Below are 21,301 nucleotides of genomic sequence, written 5' to 3' on the forward strand. Positions count from 1 at the left end.
AGCATCGGGACGGAAGGATGCGGGGCTCAACCAGCCGGGGCGGCGCGGCGGAGAGCCTTGCCGGCGGCGTCGAACAGATGGACCGCGCCCGGCGGCAGGTCGATCCTCACCCGCTCGCCGACGCGCGATGAGGCGGCGCCCTCGCCGCGCACTGTCATCAGGTGGTCCCTGGCAAGGCGCACATAGACGTTATGGCTCTCGCCGAGCTCCTCGACGAGCTCGACGGGCCCGCCGAAACCGCCGGTTCCTTGGGTGAGGCCAAGATGCTCGGGCCGCACGCCGAGCGTCACGCTCGCGCCCGCTTCAAGCTCGCCGGGCCCCGCCGGGAGCGCGATCTCGTATCCGCCCGGCAGGCGCAGCGAAGGCCGCCCCGCTTCGATCGTGGCGACCGTTGCCGGCAGCAGATTCATGCGCGGCGAGCCGATGAAGCCGGCCACGAAAAGGTTTGCGGGACGGTGATAGAGATCGAGTGGGGCGCCGACCTGCTCGATGCGTCCCTCGTTCAGGAGCACGATCCGGTCGGCGAGCGTCATTGCCTCGACCTGGTCGTGTGTCACGTAAATGGCAGTCGTCCCGGTCTTCGCATGCAGCCTTGCGATCTCCACGCGCGTCTGTACGCGCAGGGCCGCGTCGAGATTCGACAGCGGCTCGTCGAACAGGAAGACTTTCGGCTCGCGCACGATCGCCCGCCCGATGGCGACGCGCTGACGCTGGCCGCCGGAGAGCTCGCGCGGCTTGCGCTCCAGAAGTTCCCCGATGCGGAGCATTTCGGCGCCGCGCTCCACCCGGGCGCGGATCTCGGCGTTGCGGGCGCCCGAGAGCTCAAGGCCGAAGGCCATGTTCTGGTACACTGTCATATGCGGATAGAGGGCGTAGGACTGGAAGACCATGGCGATGCCGCGCGCCTTCGGCGGCGCCTCCGTCACGTCCTTGCCGGCGATGAGGACGGCTCCCGAGCTCACCTCCTCAAGCCCTGCGATGAGGCGCAAAAGGGTCGATTTTCCGCAGCCCGACGGGCCGACGAAGACCACGAACTCGCCGTCGGCGATATCGAGGTCGACGCCGCGGATGACCTCGGTCCGCCCGAAGTGCTTCCTCACCTGGCACAGCCTCACGCCCGCCACGGCACCCGCCTCCTCATCCTTTCACGGCGCCCGCCGTGAGGCCGGAGACGATGCGGCGCTGGAAGACGAGGACGAGCACGACGACGGGCAACGTCACGACGACCGAGGCCGCCATGATGTTGCCCCAGGGAAGCTCATAGGCGCTCGCCCCGCTCATCAGCGCGATGGCGACCGGGACCGTGCGCTTCTCGTCGGACAGAGTGAAGGTCAGCGCGAACAGGAACTCGTTCCAGGCGACGATGAAGGCAAGCAGCCCCGTCGTCACCACGGCCGGTCCCATCAGCGGCAGGAAGACCCGCCAGACCAGCGTCCAGGGCCCGGCACCGTCGACGATGGCGGCCTCCTCCAGCTCCTTCGGAAGCTCACGCATGAAGGTCGTCAGCACCCACACCGTGAAGGGCAGAGTGAGGATCAGGTTCGCAAGGACGAGGCCGGGCAGGCTGTTGTAAAGGCCGAAGACCCGGATGAGCTCGAAAAGGCCCGATAGAACGGCGACCTGGGGGAACATGGAGACCGACAGGATGGTGAAGAGGAGAGTGGTGCGGCCGCGGAAACGCACGCGGCCGAGCGAATAGGCGGCCGTTAGGCTGAGGACCAGCGACAAAGTCACGACCGCGGCGGCGACGGCGATCGAGTTCGCGATGTTGCGGCCGAAGGGTTGGCGCTGAAACACGGCCGCGTAGTTCGAAGGGTCGAATGCCTCCGGCCAGTAGGCGACGGTGAACAGGTCGCTGCCGGCGCGGAACGAGGAGATGACGGCGTAGTAGAAGGGGAAGAGCGCGAAGACGGTGATCGCCGCGATCAGCAGCCAGAAGCCGATGCGGCCGAGCCTGCGACGCCACCTCATCGCTCGCCGGCCTCCCCGAGGCGCAGGCGAGCCGCCACGAGCGTGACGACGATAACCAACGCGATAACGAGGAAGACGAGCGTCGCCGCCGCCGATCCGAGCCCCACATCCTGGAACTCGACGAGCTCCTGACGCGCATAGACCGACATCGACATCGTGTCGCTCGCCGCCGAGGTCAGGACGTAGACCTGGTCGAAGACGCGAAGCGCGTCGAGCGAGCGGAAGATGATCGCGACCATCAGCGCCGGACGGATCAGCGGCAGCGTGATGCGGAAGAAGACGCGGACCGGATGGACCCCATCGACGCGGGCGGCCTCGTAGAGGTCGTCCGGCAGCATTTGCAGGCCGGCGAGGATGAGGAGCGCCATGAAGGGCGTCGTCTTCCATACATCGACCATGACGACGGCCCACATCGCCGTGTCGGCATTCGCGGTCCAGGCGATGGGGGCGGCGATCAAGCCGAGCTTCATGAGGAGGTCGTTTACCACGCCGAACTGGTCGTGCAGCATCCAGTTCCACATGCGAGCCGAGATCACGGTCGGGATCGCCCACGGGATCAGGACGATCGCGCGAAAAAGCCCGCGTCCCGGGAAAACCTGGTTGAGGGCGAGCGCGATGATCATGCCGAGCACCGTCTCGATCGAGACGGAGACGAGGGTGAACCAGACGGTGTTCCAGACCGACTGCCACCAAAGGCCATCGGCGAGAACGCCGAGCCACTGGCCGTCGAAATACGCGAGGTAGTTGTCGAAGCCGACGAAGGCGTTCTCGCCAATGCGACCGAGGCGAGCATCAGTGAAGCTGAACCAGATGGTGCGTGCGAGTGGCCAGCCGGCGACGAGAAGAAGCGTCAGCAGCATCGGCGCGAGGAAAATCCACGCCGCACGCACCCTGTTGTGGCTGAGCGCGGAGTGCCTTCGCGATCGGGCGGCGGCACGCGTGCCCGCTTGGCTCACTGCGTCCAGCCGCGCCGCTTGATGCGCGTGAGCTCGCGCTCAAGGCTCTGAAGGCCCGCCCCGGGCTCCTGCTCGCCGGAAAGGATGCCGTGAACCGCGTTGAAAAAGGCGTTCGAAACGCGGCTGTAATCCTGACCCGTCGCCGCCGCGGGGCGGGCGACGGCGTTTGCGAACACATCCGACAATTCGCCGATGAAGCTCGCCGAGGCGAGAATCTCATCATCGTCGTAGAGCGCCGGGAGCGTCGGGTTGAACGAACCTTCGATGGCGCGACGCTTTTGCTCCTCTTGGCTCGTCAGGAATATCACGAGGTCCGCGGCGATCTGTGGATGCTGCGAATAGCGCGAGACGGCGAGGCTCTGGCCCCCGAGCGCCGCCGCGTGGCGACCGTCTTCGCCGCCCCTTGGCAGCGGCGCGATGGAAACCTTGCCGCGGATGGGGCTGTCGTCGGCCTGGGCGAGCGCCCAGGCATAAGGCCAGTTGCGCATGAACAGGGCATTGCCGCTCTGGAAGACGCCGCGCGCCTCCTCCTCGGCGTAGTTGAGGACGCCCGGCGGGCTGATCGTGCCGACCCAGCCGGCCGCCTTGCCGAGCGCTTGCGCCGCGGCCTCGTTGCTCACGGTGATCTCGCCCGCTTGGTCGACGATGGTGCCGCCGCCATGGGAGGCGATCCATTCGATCGCGTTCGTTGTCAGGCCTTCATAGGCGCGGCCCTGCCAGACATAGCCCCAGAAATCGTCGTTCCCCGCCTCGCGCTCCCGCTCCTGGACGTACTGCGCGGTCTCGCTCAGCTCCTGCCAGGTCTGCGGCATCTCACGGCCGTATGCGTCGAGGAGATCCTGGCGGGCATAGAGCACCCCGGCATCGGCGAACCACGGCATGGCGACGAGCCGCCCGTCAATCGTGTTCGCCTCGATCATCGTCTCGAATTGCCCTGAAGCCGCGCCCTCCGCGTAGGGTGTGAGGTCGATGAAATGAGCGCCCAGCAGGCCCGGCCAGACGACGTCGATCTGTAACACGTCGATATCGCCCGCGCCCGCCGCCAAGAGCTGCTGGTAGAGCGCAAGCCGCTCGGTCGCCGAATTGGGCGTAGAGACCAGCGTCACCGTGTGTCCGCTCTGCTGCGCCCAGCGGTCCGCGCCGGCCCGGCAGATCTCGTGCTCCAGGCCGAGCGCGCTGCAGGACAACGAGATTTCCGCCGCCCGGGGCGCTGTAACGAGAAGCGCGCTCGTCATGAGAGCGCAGGCGAAGGCTACGATCGATCTCATAGCGTTTCCTTCCCGGTGTTTCGTCTTCTGGCGCTTCAGTGAACCGGTATCGGCGCCTATCCGCAACCGTGGGCCACGTTCTCGACGCCGAGGGCGGCCGCATCCGCCCCAGGGCCTGCACGGTGGCCCGCATGATGGGACATGGTGGTCCGCACGTTACAGATGCGCCGCGCCTCCATCGTCCGCCGCCAGCAATAGCGACGGCGCGGCCGATGCTGGGGGACTGCGCAAATGTGGCCGTGAAGAAACCGGAGAGCTTCTTGGAGGCTGTTCGCGGTCCATCTCTGGCGCGGGCGGCAGAGACGGGTATTGAGCGCGAACTCGACCGCACAAGCCGCTCGGCCGAAGGCGCGGCTGTCCTCATGCGCACTTGTTTCTTGCGCGCCTACTCTTCCTCCACCCTTTCCTCGTGTCCTTCCTTCAGCGACCTTCTGTGCGCGATGACGCTGTAGGTGGCGGTGATGATGGCAAGCGCCAGGATGACGAGCGTGATCGGGCGCGTCAGCACGACCAGGATGTCTCCGGCATGGATGGTGAGCGCCCGCGACAGGTTCTCCTCCACGATCGGGCCCATGACGAAGGCAAGCACGATCGGCACCACGGGCACCTCGATCTTGTGGAACCAATAGGCGACGAGCGACAGGATCAGCACCATCACCACATGCGCCGGATAGGTGTTGTAGGCGTAGGTGCCGAGGATGATCAGCAGCATGACGAAGGGGCCGAGGATGCGCCGCGGCACCTTCGCCACCAGTGCGAAGGCGCGGGTGAAGAAGATGCCGATGACGAGCAGCCAGAAATTGACGAACAGAAGGCCGACGAAGATCGTGGTGATCAACAGCGGCTCGTTGCGAAACAGCAACGGCCCGGGCACGACGCCCTTCGATATGAGGACCGACAAGAGGATGGCCGCCGCCCCCGAGCCCGGAATGCCGAGCGTGAGGGAAGGCACCAGCGTGCCGGCGACGACGGCGTTGTTGGCCGTCTCCGGGGCGGCGAGGCCCTCTTCCACACCGGTGCCGAACTCCTTGCCGCGTTTCGACCAGCGCTTTTCCTCGCTATAGGCGATGAGCGAGCCGACCGAGGCGCCGGCGCCAGGAATGGCGCCGATGCCGGTGCCGATCAGGCTGCAGCGGATCCAGGTCGGAACGAGGCGGCGCGCATCGGCGCGGGTAACGCGGTCCTTCTCACGCTCCTGGCGGCTTTCCAGAACGCTCTTCTTCGGCTCCACCGTCTTGCGGTGCTCCACCAGCAGGCGGAAGGCTTCCGGCCCGGCAAGGAAGGCGATGATGACGACCACGAGCGGCAGACCTTCCGACAGATAGGCCTGCTCGAAGGTGAAGCGCATGCCGCCGAAGCCGGAACTGCCGACCGTCGCCAGCAACAGGCCGATGCCCGTCGCCAGAAAGCCGCGTGCCGGATCGCGCCCGAAGAAGGAGCCGATGATGGAGAGGCCAAAGATGCCCAGGGCGAACATCTCGCCCGGTCCGAATTGCAGGGCGATGAGGGCGAGCGTCGTGCCGGAGAGGATGAAGATGATGGTGCTGGTGAGGCCGCCGATGACGCCGGAGAAGAGCGAGATTTTCAGCGCCTTGTTGGCGAAGCCTTTTCTGGCGAGCTCATAGCCTTCGATCACGGTCACCGCCTGGGCGGGCGTTCCGGGCGTTCGGATGAGGATGGCCGGGATGGAGCCGCCGTATTCGGCCGCCGAGTAGATGGCCAGGAAGAAGACGATGGCGTGATCGGTCGGCATCGCGAAGGTCAGCGGAAAGAGCAGCGCCAGCGACTGGGAAGAGCCGAAGCCGGGCAGGGCGCCGAGGACGATGCCGAACGAGACCCCGGCCAGGAGCACCAGCAGCATGGTCGGGCTGGTCAGATTGCCCAGCGCCCCGGCGAGATGCGTCAGGATGACGTCCAATCCCGCCTCCGGTCAGTAGAGGTAAAGTGGCAGGAAAAGCAGCGGGATGGCCACTTTCAGACCGAGCCCGAAGACGAGGTAGAGGACAAGCGTCGTTGCCGCGCCGATGAGCGTCGCCAGAAGCAGGGCGCGCGGCCAGGGCATGAAAAGGCGACGCGCCAGGAGGGCGCCGAGGAAGACGGTGGTGGTGATCTCAAAGCCGATGGGGCGCAGGAGCTGCATGTAGGCGATGACGAGAGCGGCGATGATCGCCGTCTCCAGCCAGTCGATGGTGAGCCTGTCCGCCTGCGCAGGCTGGGTGTCGTCCTCGTCGCCGCGCTGGGCGGCGCGCAACAGCCCGCCGCCCAGGATAATGAGGCCACAGATGGCGGTGAAACCGAGCACGAGACGCGGGAAGAAAGCGTCACCCGGGTAGCCCGGCAGGAGCGAGGGCGCCATCTCGTAGGTGTTGATGTAGAGGATGGCGAGGCCCAGCATGATGAGAACGGTGGTCGCCAGCAGCGCGCCCCTCTTGGGAAGCTGAAGTTCGCGCAGGGATGAGCCGCCGGTGCCGGCCTTTCGCACGTCACCGCGCGCCGCGTCTGACTGCCGGGGCTGCGTCATCCCACACCTGCCATGTCGAAGATGGGAAGACACGGCGCAGACGGACACCACCGGCCGCCTGCGCCGTGCCGTCGGCGTCTCAGCCGTCGATCATGCCGTTATCGATCATGAATTTACGGGTATCGTCGAGCGCCTGGTAAAAGTCGTCGGAGAGCTTCTGGCGGTCATCCTCGAAATTCGGGATGACGTGCGGATTCTGCTCCATATACGCCGCATAGGCGTCCGACTGGGTCACCTTTTTGATGTTTTCGGCCAGGGTATCCATGATCTCATTGGGCGTGCCCTTTTTGACCAGGAAGCCCTGCCACTGATGCGGGATGTCATAGGTCATGCCGACCTCCGGCACGGAGGGGACATCCTTCCACAAGGGGTGGTCGAGCCGCTCCTCGTTGAGGATGAGGATCGGGCAGATGGTGCCGGCCTCGATATGGCTGTTCCACTTGCCGGGCTGGGCGAAGCCGACGCGCAGATGCTCGCCGACCACGTCCTTCACCACGCCGCCGGTGCCCTGATAGGGCACGAAACGCAGCTCCGCGCCGTTCTCGTCGTCGGCGATGCGCACGTGATGGCGATGATGGATGGAGCCGACCTTGTTGGAGCCCATCGCCAGCTCGCCAGCATTGGCCTTGGCGTAGGCGGCCAGATCCTTCCAGCTCTTGATGTCCGGATCGTCGCAGCGCACGGCGATACCGTAAAGCGTTTGCTCGACCCGGGTGATGATCTGGAAGTCGTCATAGCTCTTGGTGAAATGCGGCAGGTTGAAGTAGCCTGGAAAGCTGCCGCTCATATGCATGATCGTGTAGCCGTCGGCCGGCTGGTTGGCGACGTAGACGACCGGCTCGTGGTTGGAGCCCGCGCTCTTGAAGACGACGTTCACGGGCACGCCGAGATAGTCCGGCTTCTTCAGTTCCTCCGCCATCATATTGCACCAGGCGGCTGCGCCCGAACCTGGCGACGTCGTGCAGACGAGCTCGACCGGCTCCGACGGATAGTCGCCGGCTGCCTGGGCAGCGCCCGACAAAGCCAGCGGTGCCGCGAGCGCGGCGAGCGAAGCGGCTGATTTCAGTAGCGATTTCAGCATGTCTCTCCCTCGTTTGACGGCCTGTCGGCCTTATGGGCTGTTTCCATCCTCTCGCCTTGTCGTTGTCTCGGCCGTGGGTGGCGGGCCCCGGCCGATGCCCTCAAGCCTCTTGCGGCTTGAAGCCTTCCATGTAGCGGGGCCCGGACATGGTGCCGTCGGTCGCCTTGCCGATGATGCCGTGCGACAGATCCTTGATGGCGAGGAACATCACGTCCTCGCCGGGCAGGGCGACCATGGAGTGCTCCACATTGGCGGGCACGTAGACGAGGGTGCCGGCGGGCGCCTCGAAGGTCTGGCCGTCGATCTCCACCCGCAGCGTGCCGCTCATGACGTAGTTGAACTGTTCGTTGGGATGCGAATGCGGCCGCGAGCCGGTTCCCTGCGGTTTGCGGATGTACCCGACGAGCATCCGCTCGCCCTCCACGACGCCGCCCCTGGAGGTGGAATAGCCGGTGCCGGCCGGCACGATGTCGAGCTCCTTCATGGCGAAGTGGTAGCGTCCCTTGCCCGCCTTCGCGGCGCCTTCCGTCTTCGTACTTCTATTCCTAGTTTCGCTCACCAGCTGGACTCCGGTTGCCTGTTTTGCGTGTCAATCCACGGTCAAAAGCCGCGAAATCGCCTCGAACATAAAATATCTGTTTCGCTTCGTAAATCACTGTTGCATAAAATGAGCCTTACGAAGGATGCAGCGCGCGCCCATGCCGGGCGTGGCTGAGCGGGAGATGCTGATGACGCGACTGAGCCTTGCCGAAGCCAACGCCATCATCGAGGGCAGCTTTCAGGCGGCACGGGAAAACGAGGGCAAGCCGATCGCCGTGGTGGTGCTGGATGATGCCGGCCACATCGTTTCGGCGCAGCGCCAGGACGGCGCCAGCATGTTTCGCATCGACGTGGCGCGCGGCAAAGCCTGGGGGGCGGTCGCTTTCGGCTCTTCTAGCCGCGATCTGGCCGACAAGGCGAAGGCCAATCCGAGCTTCATCCAGGCGCTCGCGGTGGCGGCGCAGGGTAAGCTTCTGCCCAATCCGGGCGCCGTGCCGATCTTTCATCCCGACGGCACCCTGCTCGGCGCCGTCGGCATCAGCGGCGATGCGGGGCCGCGCGACGAGGCATTCGCCGCGGCCGGCGTTGAGGCCGCGGGGCTGAAGTCGGTCGCGAATTGAATGCGCAGCCGGCCGCGCGGGCTTGCGATGCCGGCGGGCATCTCAGGCGGCCCTGGCCTTGCCGCCGGACCTCGCGCCAGAAATCACCAAACCGGTTGGAAAGAAGATGGAGATCGGCCCCACGGTGATCGCAGCCACGCTCCTCGGCTGCTTCCTCGGCGGGATCGTCAAAGGCGTTTCCGGTTCCGGCCTGCCGCAGGTCGCCGTGCCGTTGATCGCGCTCGTCACCAGCGTGCCGATCGCCGTTGCCGTCGTGCAGCTTCCGGCCATGTCGATCAACTTGGCGCAGGCGCGCCCGCAGCGCGGCGCCTCTTCGCAGGTGCTCCGGCACTGGCCGATCTTCCTCACGCTGTTCGGCGCAACCATCCTGGGGGTCGGCATGCTGAGGCTCGCTCCGCCGAGCCTGCTCTTCGCCTTCATGGGCACGGTCACGATCCTCGCCGCGACGTTCCTGGTGGCAAAGCCCGGCTTCGGCTTGCCGGAGAAACTGCGGCTTCCTCTCGGCATCCCGGTGGCGCTCGCCGCCGGCCTCAGCGCCGGCCTATCCTCGCTCGCCGGGCCGTTTCTAGTGCCTTACTATGTAGCGTTGCGCCTGCCCAAGGAGGTCTTCATCCCGGCGATCAGCCTTTCCTATCTGGCGATCATCGTCCCGACGATGATCTTCTTTCTCTATTGGGAGCTGGTCGACCCACGGTTTTTTCTGTTCTCGCTCGTCGCGGTCATCCCCTCGCTTTTAGGCATGCTGGCCGGCAACCGCCTGCGCCAGCTTGTCGACGAGCGGCAGTTCCGCAGCATCGTTCTGGTGACCTTGCTGACGACGGCTGCCGGGCTTCTGGTCAAGGCGTTTGTCGCCTGATGGCGGCGCCGGACGCCCCGCACGGTCTGAGATGGCGGTTGCGCCGCCAGCTTCAGACCGTCGACCGCCGGCGCCTCGCCGGTCAGGTTCTGGCGCTCGCCATCGGCTTCCTCGGGGCGCAGGCCTTCCTGTTCATCTCCATGCCGCTGCCCTGGATGCTTGGCTCCATGGCGGCCTGTGCGCTCGCCTCGATCTTCAACGCCCCGCTGCGCAATCCCCGTAAGTTGCGCTCGGTGATGGTGGCCGTTCTCGGCGTCTCGCTCGGCAGCGCCTTTACGCCGGAAGCCGTCGGCGCGCTCGGCAGCGTTGCCTTCGGGCTCGTCGTGCTGCTTCTCGCCATGGCCGCAGCGGCGTTTGCCTGCTTCCTCCTTTATCGCCGCTTTGGCGGGCTTGAACCCGCGCCCGCCCTGTTTGCGGCCATGCCGGGCGGGCTGGCCGAGATGATCGTCCTGTCCGAATCGACCGGAAAGGGGACGACCTCCGTCGCCCTTCTGCAGGCGACCCGCATCTTCACCGTCGTCATGCTGATCCCGCTCTGGTTCCGCGTGACGGAGGGCCTCACCTATTCCGGCGGCGCCAACCCGCTCTCCATCTCCGTCGCTGAGGTAGCCTGGCTCGATATCGGCCTGATCGCGCTGCTTGCTGTCCTCGGGGCCATCGGCGCCAGGCGCCTCAACCTTCCCGCCGCGCTTCTCATAGGTCCAATGCTGCTCAGCGCCGTCCTCCATCTTGGCGGCGCGACGGAGGTGAAGCCTGTGAGCGAGTTCGTCGCCGCCGCCCAGCTGGTTCTCGGAACCTCCGTCGGGGCGCGCTTCAACCTGGTGACGGGGCGAGAGGCCGCGGGCCTTGTCGGCCTCGGTCTCATCGGCAGCTTGATCATGATCGCCTCCGCTGCTGCCGCTGCCGTTCTCGTCGCCGGCACCACGACGCTACCCTTCGACCAGATCCTGCTGAGCTTCGCGCCCGGCGGCATCGCCGAGATGGCGCTGATGTCGCTCGCCCTCGGCGCCGATGTCTCGATCGTCGTCAGCGTTCAGGTGGCGCGCATCGCCGTCATCATCGTCGCTGCGCGGTTGCTTCTGCGCTTTCTCATGCCCTCCAACGAATAACATCCGGGAGTTGAAATATGGATGCCGTCCGAACAGACGCCGCCTTAGAACCGGCAAGCTCGCGCGGGGGCGACAGCCGCGGCGGACCCCCTTGGCGAATTGGGTATGATCTGCTACCCGTTTCACTCTTTGAAACTCGAGGTTCTGCCGTGATTCCAGTCCGTGCCGTTGAACGCGCCATCAGCATTCTCTTCATGGTTGCAGGTTCCGATGAGCCGCTCGGGCTGACGGAGATTAGCCGCGGAACCAAGATCGACAAGGCGACCGCGCTGCGTTTGCTGTTCACGCTGGAGGAGGCGGATCTGGTGCGGCGCGATCCGAAGTCGCGGCGTTACACCGTCGGCCCCGGCGTCTGGCGGCTCACCTCCGCCTGGCGATCGGATCTGCGCAGCGTCAGTCTGCGTCATCTGGAGGCGCTGCGTCAGGCGACAGAGGAATCGGTGTCGCTGGTTTGCCCGCGCGGGCTCGACCGCGTCGTCGTGCTGGCGCTCGATGCCTTGCACGAATTGTGCATCGTGCCATCCGTCGGCTCGGCGGTACCGATCTATGCGGGGGCCTCCGGCCGCGTGATCATGGCCTATATGCCGGAGGAAGAGCGCAACAAGATCATTGAGATGACGCGGCTGAAGCCGGTCAATCCGCACAAGATCATCGACAAGCAATCCTTCCTCAAATCCTTGGAGGCTGTGCGTCACCACGGCTATGCCACCTCCATCGGCGAGGTGACGCTCGGCAGCACCGCCCTGGCCGCCCCGGTCTTCGACGCCACCGGCTCGCTTGTCGCCGTCGTCAGCCTGCGCGGGCCGGAGATCCGGCTGACGCCTGAACGGATGACGCAGATGGCGCCGCTCGTGGTGGAAGCAGGCATGGCGATCAGCCGCGATATCGGCTTCAGCCCGCAAGAAGCCAAGAGCGCCTAGGCGCGCTGCCGGAAGCGGCGGCCCGCCCCAACGGGAGACCCAAGGAAGCTTAAGGGCGTGCATTTGCGCATGCCCCCGCACGCCTTCCATCGAGCCGTGCCCGGCCTTGCGCCATAGCCGGGCAGAAGGGACGAGAGGACAAACGCGTGACCCCAGGCCAGGAAAAGCTGAAGCTCGTCGTCTTCGGCAAAATCGCCAAGGCGGGAGAGGAGCGATTGCGCCGGGACGGTAGGTTCGACCTCGCCGCCTATCCAGACCATCCGCCGGAGCGCCTCGATGCCGTGTCGGATGCCGACGCCATCATCGTGCGCATGACGGCAATCGATGCGGAGTTGATCGGCGTTGCCCGCCGGCTCAAATGCGTCGCCCGTCACGGCGTCGGCTACGATACCGTCGACCTGCCGGCGCTGACAGCGCGCGGCATTCCGCTGGCCGTTACCGGCGACGTCAATTCCGGCGCTGTCGCCGAGCATGCGTTGGCGCTGATGCTGGCGCTGGCGAAGCGGATTCCGCGTTACGATCGGGCCGTGCGCGGAGGCGATTTTGCCATCCGCGACAGCTTCGCGGCCCGTGAGCTGGCCGGCCGGCGCGTTCTTCTGGTCGGCTATGGTCGGATCGGCCGTAAGGTCGCCCGGCTTGCCCGCGCCTTCTCCATGCAGGTCGTCGTCTTCGACCCGTTCGTCGAAGCAGCGCAGCTCGCAGAGGAGGGCATCGAGCATGCGCCCGACCTGCATGGAGGTTTGTCACAGGCCGATATCGTCAGCGTCCACGCCCCCAAGACCGCGGCAACGACGCATATCATCGATGCGGTGGCGTTGGGCGCGATGCGTCCGGATGCTTTCCTCGTCAACGTGGCGCGAGGCGGGCTCGTCGACGAGGCGGCCCTTCTCGCCGCCTTGGATGGCGGGCAGATCGCCGGCGCCGGGCTCGACGTCTTCGAGAGCGAGCCGCCGCGTCCCGATGACCCCCTCTTGAAGCACGACAAAACCGTGCTGTCTCCGCATTCGGCCGCCTTCACCGGCGAATGCGCCGAGCGCATGGCCCTTGCCTGCGCGGAAAACGTCATCGGCTTCTTCGACGGACGGCTGGAACGCGATCTCGTCGTCAATCCCGAAACGCTCGTCTGAGGAGGAACCTCATGATCAACGCCGCCATTGTCGGCCTCGGCGGCTGGGGCCAGGTTCTGGTGCGGGCCATCCACGGCAAGAGCGACAAGATCCGTATTTCCCGCGGCGTCACGCGCACGCCGGCGAAGGCTGCCGAATTTTCCGCACAGACGGGGATTCCGGTCGACGACGACTGGGCCGGGCTGCTCGCCGACCCCGATATCGACGCGTTGCTTCTGGCCACGCCGCATTCCATGCATGTGGCGCAGATCCTAGAGGCGGCCGAGGCAGGCAAGCACGTCTTCTGCGAGAAGCCGCTGGCGCTCGAGGCGAAAGGCGCGGCGGATGCCTATGATGCCTGCGAAAAGGCGGGAGTGGTCCTGGCGCTCGCCCATAACCGACGCTTCCTGCCGGCCTATGGCGAGATGAAACGTCTCGTCGGTGACGGCAGGCTCGGCCGTATCCTGCATATGGAAGGCAACTTCTCCGGTCCTTCTGGCTATCGCCACACGACGAGTACCTGGCGAGCGAACGCTGCGGAAAGCCCGGCCGGGGGCATGACCGGCAAGGGCATCCATCTCACCGACCTGATGATCGACCTTCTCGGTCCGCCCGCGCGCGTGGAGGCCAAGAGCCTGCGCCAGGTGCTTGAGGCGGAAATGGACGATACGACGACGATGCTTATCGATTTTGCCGACGGCGGCACCGGCTATCTCGGCACGCTGACGGCGACGCCCGATGATTGGCGCTTTCAGGTCTACGGCTCCGAGGGCTGGGCGGAGATTCGTTTCCAGACGATCCTCACCACCCGCTTTCTCGGCGAGGCGCCGCAGACCCGTCAGATGGACGCCTCGCAGATGGAGCAGGCGGCGCTGGAAGCCTTCGCCGAGGCCGCTTCGGGCGGCAAGGCCTTCCCGGTGACGCGCCAGCAAGCGATCGCCAATACCGCGCTCTTGGAGGCGATTGCGCGCTCGGCGGGCGAGGGCAAGCCACAGGCCATCGATCTCAGCGCAAGGTGAAGGAGCAAGGCGTGCAACTGGAGCAAAACCGTTTCAAGCAGGCGATCCGGGCCGGCCGGCAGCAGGTCGGCATCTGGAGCGCCCTGTGCAGCAACATCGTCGCGGACATTCTCTCAACCACGGCCTTCGATTGGGCGCTGATCGACATGGAGCATTCGCCGAACGAACTCAGATCCGTGCTGTCGCAGCTGCAGGCCTATCGCAACGGCTCGGTGGCGCCGGTGGTGCGCCCACCCTGGAACGAGCCGGTGATGGTCAAGCGCCTGCTCGATCTTGGCGCCACCTCGCTGCTTTTCCCCATGGTGCAGAATGCGCAAGAGGCGGAAGCGGCGGTAAAGGCCTGCCGCTATCCGCCGCGCGGGGTTCGGGGCGTGTCGCTGTCGCATCGCGGCAACCGCTACGGCGATGTCGGCGACTATCTGGAGCGTTACGAGGCGGAGACTGCCGTCCTCGTCCAGATCGAGACGCAATCGGCGCTTGAGCGGGTCGACGAGATCACCGCGGTGGATGGCGTCGACGGGGTGTTCTTCGGGCCGGCCGATCTTTCCGCCGATATGGGCCTCATCGGTCAGCCAGGGCACGAAAAGGTGACGCAAGCGATCCGCGCCGGCGCCGCGCGGGTGCGGGCCGCCGGCAAGCCGACGGGCATTCTCGTCGCCGACGCCGCGCTCGGCGCCATGTGGCTGAAAGAAGGGCTCACCTTCGTCGCCTGCGGCACCGATCTCGGCCTCCTCGCCAAGGGCGCGCGGGCGCTAAACGCCGCCGTGCGTAAGGAGGCGGGCCTCGCCTGAGCGGAACGCCCGCCACGACGCAGAAGGGCCGCGCCGTCTTGCACCGGCGTAGCCTTGCCCTGGCGAATCGCCAGGCTTCTAGGCGACTGCTGGGATTGGCACGCTGCCCTTGCACTGCGTGCGGTACATGATGCGCCGGTACTCGGCCTCGTCATAGGGCGTTGCCTGGTGCAGCGTCGAGCGGTTGTCCCAGACGACGAGATCGCCGACCTGCCATGGGTGCGAATAGACGAAGCGATCCTGCGTGGCGAAGGCTTCCAACGCGTCGATGAGGGCGCGGCTTTCCGTCTCCTCCATGCCGACGATGTGCGAGACGACGTCCTTGGCGACGAAGAGCGCCTTGCGGCCCGTCACCGGATGCTGGATGACCAGCGGATGCTCGCTCGGCGGCACGGCGGCGATCTGCTCCGGTGTCAGCGGCTTGCGGTCCGGATAAAGCTCTGAATAGCGGAAGTTGCGGTCGTGGATCGCCGTCCTGCCGTCGACCTTCCGCTTCATCTCTTTCGGCAGCGCTTCATAGGCCGCCGCCATATCGGCGAACTTGGTGTTGCCGCCGGCGGGCGGCGTCTCCACGCAATAAAGGAAGGTCGCAAGCCCAGTCTCATCCAAATAGGAGAGATCGGAATGCCAGTGCCTTCCGGCCCGGTTGGCGCCGATCAGTTTGCCGTCCTTGCGCACATTGGAAAGGATGCGCACTTCGGGGAAATCCGGGAAGGGCAGCTCCGCCATATGGTGGACCTCCAAGGGCCCGAAATGCCGGGTGAAGCGCGAAAGGTCCGCCGGCTCCAGCTTCTGGCCGTGAAACACCAGCACGGCATGCTCGGCGAAGGCCTTCAGGATCGTCTCAATGTCGGAACGAGACAGCGGCTTCGACAGGTCGAACCCGACCATTCGCGCGCCGAGCGCCTCGTTCAGGCGCTCCACCCTAGGCGCTGCGCGCTCTTTGATCATCTCCATCGTCGCTTCCTCCATGGGTTCGGGCTCTCGCGAAGTCGCCTGGGGGAGCGCGGCCTCCAGCGAGACGCCGATTGCACGATCAACCCTGACGAGCCGACAGGCATTCGGTCAAAGAATGTTTCTGGATACTGCTATTTGGAATTCGTATAGAGTCGCGCGATGGCCCGGCGTCTCAACATCCGCCAGTTCGACGCCTTCCGCGCGCTCATGGTCGCCGGTTCCACGACCCGCGCCGCCGAGGCCCTCGGGCTGTCGCAGCCTTCCGTCAGCCGGCTGCTTTCGGAGCTGGAAGGCCATCTCGGTGCGCCGCTGTTTGAGCGCCGGCATGGGCGGCTCATTCCGACCGAAGAAGCCGAATGGTTGCTGCAGGAGGCGGACGAGGTGCTGTCGCGGCTCGACCGGCTCGATACGGCGGTGCGCGATATCCGCCATCTGACGCCAGGCGACCTCACCATCGTGGCCTCGCCGCCGCTCGCCTTCGCGCTGGTGCCTGCATGCTTGAAGCGCCTGCGCGCGAGCCACCCCAATTTGCGCGCCACGCTGCAGGTGGTCTTCCGCCGCGAGGTACGCAGCTGGGTCGACCGGCAGCGCTTCGATATCGCCCTGGTGGTTCTGCCCGTCGACTATCCGGCCGAACATGCCGAGACGCTCACCCACGCCGAGGCGGTTTGCCTCCTGCCGGCGGCACATCCTTTGGCCGGCAAGAGCGCGATTCGCGCCGAGGATCTCGCCGAAGAGCCCTTCGTATCGCCCTTGCCGGAGACGTTGATGCGCTTCCGGCTCGACAGGCTGTTTGAGGAGCGCGGTATCCGCCGAAGCAGCCGCACCATCGAGACGCATACCACCATCTCCAGTTGCCAGATGGTGGCGGCGGGGCTGGGGGTTGCCGTCGCCGACCCCTTCACCGCCCGCGCCTTCGCCTCCGATGGCGTCGCGGTGAGGCCTTTCCGGCCGGCCCTGGAACTCAGCTACGGCGTCTTGTTTCCGCTGGCGCGGCCGCGTCCGCGCCTTGCCGAAGCTTTTGCGGCGATTGCGCGCGAGGCAGCCGGCGCTGCGCTGGATCGCCGGCGTCGCCCATGACGTCCTCGCTGGGGCCTGATCTGGATTTATCGATCTGGAACAGAGAACCTTGCGGACCGTCGCCGCCCCGTCCGGCACGAGGTTTTTCACCTATGTCGTAGGTAGGAGCTGCTATCCATGTCCTCGGAACGGACCGAATGCATCGAATGGAGCGGGGGCAAATGGCGCACCGGGGAGGATTCGAACCCCCGACCCCCAGATTCGTAGTCTGGTGCTCTATCCAGCTGAGCTACCGGTGCGTGCCGATGGCGCGGCCGGGTCAGCGACCGCGCGTTGCGGAGCGCCACACCTAATTGCTCGGCGGGCCGAATGCAAGCGCCTCGAGGCGCCATCCTCAGGGGGTTGGCGCGGCGAGAACCTGATCGGATATGTCAGCGTTCGCGCCCCTTTTCACGCCTTGCGGCGGTCGCGGATCGCCGCAAGGCTCACCGGCCGGTCGGGGATGACGATCTCGAAGACGGCGCCGGCGCCGGGCCGCTCCAGGAGATTGAGCTCGCCACCATGGGCGGCGACGATCTCGCGGGCGATCGCAAGGCCGAGCCCGACGCCGCCCGGCCGCGCGGAGCCTTTGAAGGGCTCGTAGAGCGCGTCCTTGGCCTTTTGCGGCAGGCCGGGCCCGGTGTCGCAGACCCTGAGGCGCGCCACCGTGCCCTGGCGCTCGCCCTCCACCCAGAGGCGGCGGATGACCGCGCCGCTCTCGTCGGAGGTGAGCGCCTGCTGGGCGTTGCGGGCAAGGTTGAGGATGACGCGGAAGAGCTGGTCCGGATCGGCGTCGACCTCCAGATCGGCCGGCACGCGGTTGTCGAAAGCCACGCAATCCTGCCCCCCGATGCCGAGAATCTCGGCAACGTCCTCCACCAGGCGCCGTGCCGAGACCAGGCGGCGTACCGGCTCCGCCTCGCTAGCGCTGCCATAGGACAGAACGGAGCGGGTATAGCCGATCGCCCGGTCGATGGTGCCCACCAGCTTGGGCGCGATGCGGCGCACCAGGGGGTCGTCCGCCGTCGCCAGATGGTCGGAGAAAAGTTGCGCCGAGGCGAGGATGTTGCGCAGGTCGTGGTTGATCTTGGAGACGGCGAGGCCGAGGTCGGCGAGATGTCGGCGCTGCTTGAGCATGTCGCGCAGCGCCGATTGCATCGTCGCCAGTTGTTCCTCGGCGCGGCCGATCTCGTCGCTCCTGCCGGAAGGCTCGATCATCCGGCTGGCGTCCTCCGGATTGTCGGAAAAATCCTGCATGCGCGCGGCGAGCCGCTGGATGGGGCTGACGATCATCAGGCGCAGCGCCAGATAGACCAGTGCCGCGGTGATCATGGAGATGGCCAGCGACAACAGCAGGATATTGCGCGAATAGCGCAGCATCGCCTGCCTGAGATCGTCCTCCGCAAGGACGATCTCGAAGACGGCCATGCCGCGCGGCGGTTCCCCGGAGACGCGGATGAGCCGCTCCCCGCCGCCGAAGAGAAGCGTCGCAAAGGCGGCTTGAATGGAAGCGAGCGGGCGCGTGCGCGTCAGGTCGTGATGGGCGGCGATATCCCCCGGCGGGCCGCCGGAAGCGATGAGAATATGCTGGCCGTCCTTCAGCATGGCGATCGCCTGCATGCCGATGGCGTTGAGGATCTCCTTTTGCATCTTTTCCGAAAGGACGGGCCCATCCTCGCTGGCGGCGGCGAGGGCGGCGATGGAGGCTGCTTCCAGCTTCTCGCTCAGCCACATATTGCGGAAATTGGCGATGGACGGCACATAGATGAGGATTTCCGCCACCATCACGAAGGCGATGGTGAGGATGAGCAGCTTGGCTGACAGGCCGCGGGCGAGCCATCTGCCAAGGCGGAGGCCGAAACGGCCGCCTTTCTCTGAGCTCGCTGTCACATCGTCTCCGGCCGATTGGGCCGTCCTCGCGCGTGCCTCCTTGCGGCATTGCGCACCGACATGGCGAGCCCGTCAAGAGGCAGGGGCCGCATGCTGGCCTGCGCGCTTGCGGGGGCAGGCGCTTCAGCCGAAACGCCGCAACAGGCGCGCCGCCCGCTTGGCGGCCTCCGGGACCGGCACGTAAAAGCTCGTTGCGGCCCGCTTGCCGGCTTCCGCCAGCGTCGGATAGGGCAGCACCATCGCCATAAGATCGCGCACATGCAGGCCCTTGGCGATGGTAAGAGCGAAGGGCGCAATGAGCTCGCCGGCGCCGCGGGCGACGATATCGGCCCCGACGATCTTGCCACGTTTCGTCGTCAGCACCCGCACGAAGCCTTCCGTGCAGCGCTCGGCCTCGGCGCGATCGTTCTCCGCGAGCGGCCAGCGCAGGATACGGACGTCGCGGTACCTCGTTCGCGCTTGCGTCAGCGTCAGGCCGACATGGGCTATCTCCGGATCGGTATAGGTCACCCAGGCGATGAGATCCGGGTTCACCTTGCCGCCGAAGCGGAAGAGGATGGAGCGCAGGGCCTGGCCGGCCTGGTAGCTCGCCCAATGGGTGAAGTTGAAGCCGCCGGCGATATCGCCGATGGCGTAGATGCGCCGGTTGGAGGTGCGCAAATGGGCATCGGTGCGGATGCCGCTGTCATCGAAATCGACGCCGGCTTGCGCAAGGCCGAGCCCTTCCACATTGGGGCGGCGGCCGACGGCGATGAGAAGCTGCGTGCCGTCGACCTGATCGACTTCCCCTTCCTCGCTCTGCAGGTGCACCCTCACGCCGTAGCGGCCCCGCCGGGCGACACGCGCCACCTTGGCGCCCTCGCGAAGGACGACGCCCTCGCCAACAAGGCGGCGGCGAACGATCTCGGCGAATTCCGCATCGTCGCGGCCGAGGATGCGCGCCGCTTCAAGCACGGTCACGTCCGAGCCGAGCCGGCGGAAGGCCTGCGCCATTTCCAGGCCGATCGGCCCGCCCCCGATGACGATGAGATGGCTCGGCAGCTTCTCCAGGTCGAACAGGCTCTCATTGGTGAGAAAGGGAACCCGGTCCAGGCCCTCGATCTGCGGCACGCGCGGCGAGGAGCCTGCGGCGATGACGAAGCGGCGGGCGCGAATCTCGCTCTCGCCGGCAACGAGCGTGCGCGGATCGGCAAAACGCGCCTCCTCGCGGATGACGCGCACGCCGAGCCCGGTGAAGCGCTCTTGCGAATCGTTGGGAGCGATGGAGGCGATGACGCGATGGACATGCGCGTTGACGGCGGAGAAATCGATCTGCGGCTTGCCGGCATCGACGCCGAACAAGGGCGCCTCGCGGATAAGGGCGACATGGCGGGCGGCGGCGATCAGCGCCTTGGAAGGCACGCAGCCGGTATTCAGGCAGTCGCCGCCCATGCGCGCCTTTTCCACCAGCACCACGGGCACCTCGAAGGCCGCCGCGGCGGCGGCGAGCGTCAAGCCCGCCGAGCCCGCGCCGATGACACAGATATCCGGTTCGATGGTCTCGCTCACATCCTCTCCGCGCCGGGCTGTCGCTCCGCGCATGGCGCGGCGGTCTCCTGCTTATCGTCGGCATGCCCGGTTCCCCGCCAGCGCTTCAACACGATGGGAAGAAGAGCGGCAAGGGCCAGAACGGCAAAACCGATGAGAAGCTGCGGGGAAACCGTCGGGCCTTCTGCGTCGAAAGCCGTGCCGAGACCCTCGCCGAAATAGGAATAAGCGAAGGTGCCTGGCAGGATGCCGACCAAGGTGGCAAGGGCATAGGGGCCGAGGCGCATGCCGAAAAGCGCCGGAGCGAGATTGATGACCCAGAAGGGAAAGATCGGCGCAAGCCGCAGAAAGAGAAGATAGTGGAAAGCGTCCTCGCGAAAGCCGTCGGCGAGCCGTTTCAGGCGCGGACCGGCGCGGCGCTCCAGCGCCTCGCCGATCGAGGTGCGCGCGATGAGGAAGATAATGCAGGCGCCAATCGTCGCGCCGATGACGGAGAGCGTGCCGCCGACGATCCAGCCGAACATCAGCCCGCCGGCGATCGTCACGATGCTCGCCCCCGGAAAGGAGACCGCGACAAGGGCGACATAGGTCAGGACGTAGAGGCTGGCGGCAAGCGGCAGGCGCGCCTCCACATGTGCCTTCAGCGCCTCCTGCTGCTCGGCGAGCACCTCCATCGACAGGTAGCGGTGCCCTCCGAAGACGTAGAAGGTGGCGAGAACGACGACGACGAGGATGGCAGGCAGCCATCGAACGAGCTCCGCCGTGCCTTTCTTGCGCGCCTCATCGCGCTCTTGCGTGCATTTGTCTGCCGACACCTTATCGGCCCCCATGGCTGTGTTTCTGTCGCAGGCGCCGAGCCCTGCTTTGGTTTTCGTAAGGGCCGGCAGCGCCCTGGCGCCGGCACCCTGCACCCGCAAGGTAGGTGGCGAAAGCCTTCCATGCCGCTTTCTCACCCCGAATTGATGCCATGCGACGGGTAATGTCACGTCACCGTGACGCGCGCCGTGACGAGCGCGACGTCGTTCGCACGCGTTGCATTCTCGCTTCTGCCGCGCGTTGACTTCGCCGCTGCATTGACACTATATCGCGCACGCGAAAAGCACCGTTGCG

The 21,301-nt window shown here is 66.2% G+C and carries 20 protein-coding genes and 1 tRNA gene; 8 read left to right on the forward strand and 13 right to left on the reverse strand.

The features are described from left to right. Positions 1–26: 26 nt before the first annotated feature. From Q331_RS0103155 to Q331_RS0103190, 8 genes are all read right to left on the reverse strand, one after another. Positions 27–1,124, reverse strand: a complete 1,098-nt coding sequence (locus Q331_RS0103155) for an ABC transporter ATP-binding protein (RefSeq protein ID WP_026379474.1) — start codon at positions 1,122–1,124, stop codon at positions 27–29. Between the two features lie 13 nt (positions 1,125–1,137). Then, a complete protein-coding gene (locus tag Q331_RS0103160; RefSeq protein ID WP_026379475.1) occupies positions 1,138–1,971 on the reverse strand; it encodes a carbohydrate ABC transporter permease in 834 nt (277 codons plus the stop codon). Further along, positions 1,968–2,831, reverse strand: a complete 864-nt coding sequence (locus tag Q331_RS0103165) for a carbohydrate ABC transporter permease (RefSeq protein WP_210164897.1) — start codon at positions 2,829–2,831, stop codon at positions 1,968–1,970. Before Q331_RS0103165 ends, Q331_RS0103160 begins: the two co-directional genes overlap by 4 nt. Before the next feature lie 92 nt (positions 2,832–2,923). Beyond that, positions 2,924–4,195: an ABC transporter substrate-binding protein gene (locus Q331_RS0103170; protein ID WP_026379477.1), complete on the reverse strand. Its 1,272-nt coding sequence runs from the start codon at positions 4,193–4,195 to the stop codon at positions 2,924–2,926. Positions 4,196–4,580: 385 nt separating this feature from the next. Next, entirely contained in the window at positions 4,581–6,113 is a 1,533-nt protein-coding gene (locus tag Q331_RS0103175; RefSeq protein ID WP_051630471.1) for a tripartite tricarboxylate transporter permease, read from the reverse strand. A 12-nt stretch (positions 6,114–6,125) separates the two neighbouring features. Beyond that, complete coding sequence (locus Q331_RS0103180; RefSeq protein ID WP_034490775.1) at positions 6,126–6,677, reverse strand: tripartite tricarboxylate transporter TctB family protein; 552 nt, start codon at positions 6,675–6,677, stop codon at positions 6,126–6,128. Positions 6,678–6,795: 118 nt separating this feature from the next. Continuing rightward, positions 6,796–7,797, reverse strand: coding sequence for a Bug family tripartite tricarboxylate transporter substrate binding protein (locus Q331_RS0103185; protein ID WP_026379480.1), 1,002 nt, complete (start codon positions 7,795–7,797; stop codon positions 6,796–6,798). A 100-nt stretch (positions 7,798–7,897) separates the two neighbouring features. Continuing rightward, entirely contained in the window at positions 7,898–8,356 is a 459-nt protein-coding gene (locus Q331_RS0103190) for a cupin domain-containing protein (RefSeq protein ID WP_034490787.1), read from the reverse strand. A 169-nt stretch (positions 8,357–8,525) separates the two neighbouring features. On the opposite strand from Q331_RS0103190, the gene Q331_RS0103195 reads away from it, so the two are divergent. From Q331_RS0103195 to Q331_RS0103225, 7 genes are all read left to right on the forward strand, one after another. After that, positions 8,526–8,957: a GlcG/HbpS family heme-binding protein gene (locus Q331_RS0103195; RefSeq protein ID WP_026379482.1), complete on the forward strand. Its 432-nt coding sequence runs from the start codon at positions 8,526–8,528 to the stop codon at positions 8,955–8,957. Between the two features lie 106 nt (positions 8,958–9,063). Further along, positions 9,064–9,813 carry a sulfite exporter TauE/SafE family protein gene (locus tag Q331_RS0103200; protein WP_034490789.1) on the forward strand — a complete coding sequence of 250 codons (750 nt, stop codon included), beginning with the start codon at positions 9,064–9,066 and terminating at the stop codon, positions 9,811–9,813. Further along, a complete protein-coding gene (locus Q331_RS19760; RefSeq protein WP_051630473.1) occupies positions 9,813–10,922 on the forward strand; it encodes an AbrB family transcriptional regulator in 1,110 nt (369 codons plus the stop codon). Before Q331_RS0103200 ends, Q331_RS19760 begins: the two co-directional genes overlap by 1 nt. A 17-nt stretch (positions 10,923–10,939) precedes the next feature. Continuing rightward, a complete protein-coding gene (locus Q331_RS0103210; protein WP_084174688.1) occupies positions 10,940–11,842 on the forward strand; it encodes an IclR family transcriptional regulator in 903 nt (300 codons plus the stop codon). A 146-nt stretch (positions 11,843–11,988) separates the two neighbouring features. Further along, positions 11,989–12,969 (forward strand): hydroxyacid dehydrogenase, encoded by a 981-nt coding sequence (locus Q331_RS0103215; protein WP_026379485.1) that lies wholly within the window; start codon positions 11,989–11,991, stop codon positions 12,967–12,969. Between the two features lie 11 nt (positions 12,970–12,980). Next, positions 12,981–13,967 (forward strand): Gfo/Idh/MocA family protein, encoded by a 987-nt coding sequence (locus Q331_RS0103220; protein ID WP_026379486.1) that lies wholly within the window; start codon positions 12,981–12,983, stop codon positions 13,965–13,967. 11 nt (positions 13,968–13,978) lie between these two features. Then, a complete protein-coding gene (locus Q331_RS0103225) occupies positions 13,979–14,758 on the forward strand; it encodes an HpcH/HpaI aldolase family protein (protein WP_026379487.1) in 780 nt (259 codons plus the stop codon). A 78-nt stretch (positions 14,759–14,836) separates the two neighbouring features. Here the strand turns inward: Q331_RS0103225 and Q331_RS0103230 are convergent, their stop codons facing one another. Next, positions 14,837–15,715: a TauD/TfdA dioxygenase family protein gene (locus Q331_RS0103230; RefSeq protein WP_051630475.1), complete on the reverse strand. Its 879-nt coding sequence runs from the start codon at positions 15,713–15,715 to the stop codon at positions 14,837–14,839. 159 nt (positions 15,716–15,874) lie between these two features. On the opposite strand from Q331_RS0103230, the gene Q331_RS0103235 reads away from it, so the two are divergent. Continuing rightward, positions 15,875–16,795, forward strand: coding sequence for a LysR substrate-binding domain-containing protein (locus Q331_RS0103235; protein WP_026379489.1), 921 nt, complete (start codon positions 15,875–15,877; stop codon positions 16,793–16,795). A gap of 162 nt (positions 16,796–16,957) precedes the next feature. Here the strand turns inward: Q331_RS0103235 and Q331_RS0103240 are convergent. From Q331_RS0103240 to Q331_RS19770, 4 genes are all read right to left on the reverse strand, one after another. Then, a tRNA-Arg gene (locus tag Q331_RS0103240) sits at positions 16,958–17,034 on the reverse strand. Positions 17,035–17,185: 151 nt separating this feature from the next. Next, entirely contained in the window at positions 17,186–18,664 is a 1,479-nt protein-coding gene (locus tag Q331_RS19765; RefSeq protein WP_084174694.1) for a sensor histidine kinase, read from the reverse strand. 123 nt (positions 18,665–18,787) lie between these two features. After that, a complete protein-coding gene (locus Q331_RS0103250) occupies positions 18,788–20,212 on the reverse strand; it encodes a dihydrolipoyl dehydrogenase family protein (RefSeq protein WP_026379490.1) in 1,425 nt (474 codons plus the stop codon). Beyond that, entirely contained in the window at positions 20,209–21,021 is an 813-nt protein-coding gene (locus Q331_RS19770; RefSeq protein WP_245615501.1) for a TVP38/TMEM64 family protein, read from the reverse strand. The genes Q331_RS0103250 and Q331_RS19770 overlap by 4 nt, the downstream gene beginning before the upstream one ends. Positions 21,022–21,301 lie beyond the last annotated feature (280 nt).

The sequence above is a fragment of the Afifella pfennigii DSM 17143 genome (assembly GCF_000688515.1).
Classification (GTDB): Bacteria; Pseudomonadota; Alphaproteobacteria; order Rhizobiales; family Afifellaceae; genus Afifella; species Afifella pfennigii.

Bases quoted from the DNA above. Each gene is read 5' to 3' on its own strand.
- Q331_RS0103220 (WP_026379486.1), top strand. From the start codon at position 12,981: ATGATCAACGCCGCCATTGTCGGCCTCGGCGGCTGGGGCCAGGTTCTG.
- Q331_RS0103235 (WP_026379489.1), top strand. From the start codon at position 15,875: ATGGCCCGGCGTCTCAACATCCGCCAGTTCGACGCCTTCCGCGCGCTC.
- Q331_RS19770 (WP_245615501.1), bottom strand. From the start codon at position 21,021: ATGGGGGCCGATAAGGTGTCGGCAGACAAATGCACGCAAGAGCGCGAT.
- Q331_RS0103195 (WP_026379482.1), top strand. From the start codon at position 8,526: ATGACGCGACTGAGCCTTGCCGAAGCCAACGCCATCATCGAGGGCAGC.
- Q331_RS0103165 (WP_210164897.1), bottom strand. From the start codon at position 2,831: ATGCTGCTGACGCTTCTTCTCGTCGCCGGCTGGCCACTCGCACGCACC.
- Q331_RS0103160 (WP_026379475.1), bottom strand. From the start codon at position 1,971: ATGAGGTGGCGTCGCAGGCTCGGCCGCATCGGCTTCTGGCTGCTGATC.
- Q331_RS0103230 (WP_051630475.1), bottom strand. From the start codon at position 15,715: ATGGAGATGATCAAAGAGCGCGCAGCGCCTAGGGTGGAGCGCCTGAAC.
- Q331_RS0103170 (WP_026379477.1), bottom strand. From the start codon at position 4,195: ATGAGATCGATCGTAGCCTTCGCCTGCGCTCTCATGACGAGCGCGCTT.
- Q331_RS0103185 (WP_026379480.1), bottom strand. From the start codon at position 7,797: ATGCTGAAATCGCTACTGAAATCAGCCGCTTCGCTCGCCGCGCTCGCG.
- Q331_RS19760 (WP_051630473.1), top strand. From the start codon at position 9,813: ATGGCGGCGCCGGACGCCCCGCACGGTCTGAGATGGCGGTTGCGCCGC.
- Q331_RS0103200 (WP_034490789.1), top strand. From the start codon at position 9,064: ATGGAGATCGGCCCCACGGTGATCGCAGCCACGCTCCTCGGCTGCTTC.
- Q331_RS0103210 (WP_084174688.1), top strand. From the start codon at position 10,940: ATGGATGCCGTCCGAACAGACGCCGCCTTAGAACCGGCAAGCTCGCGC.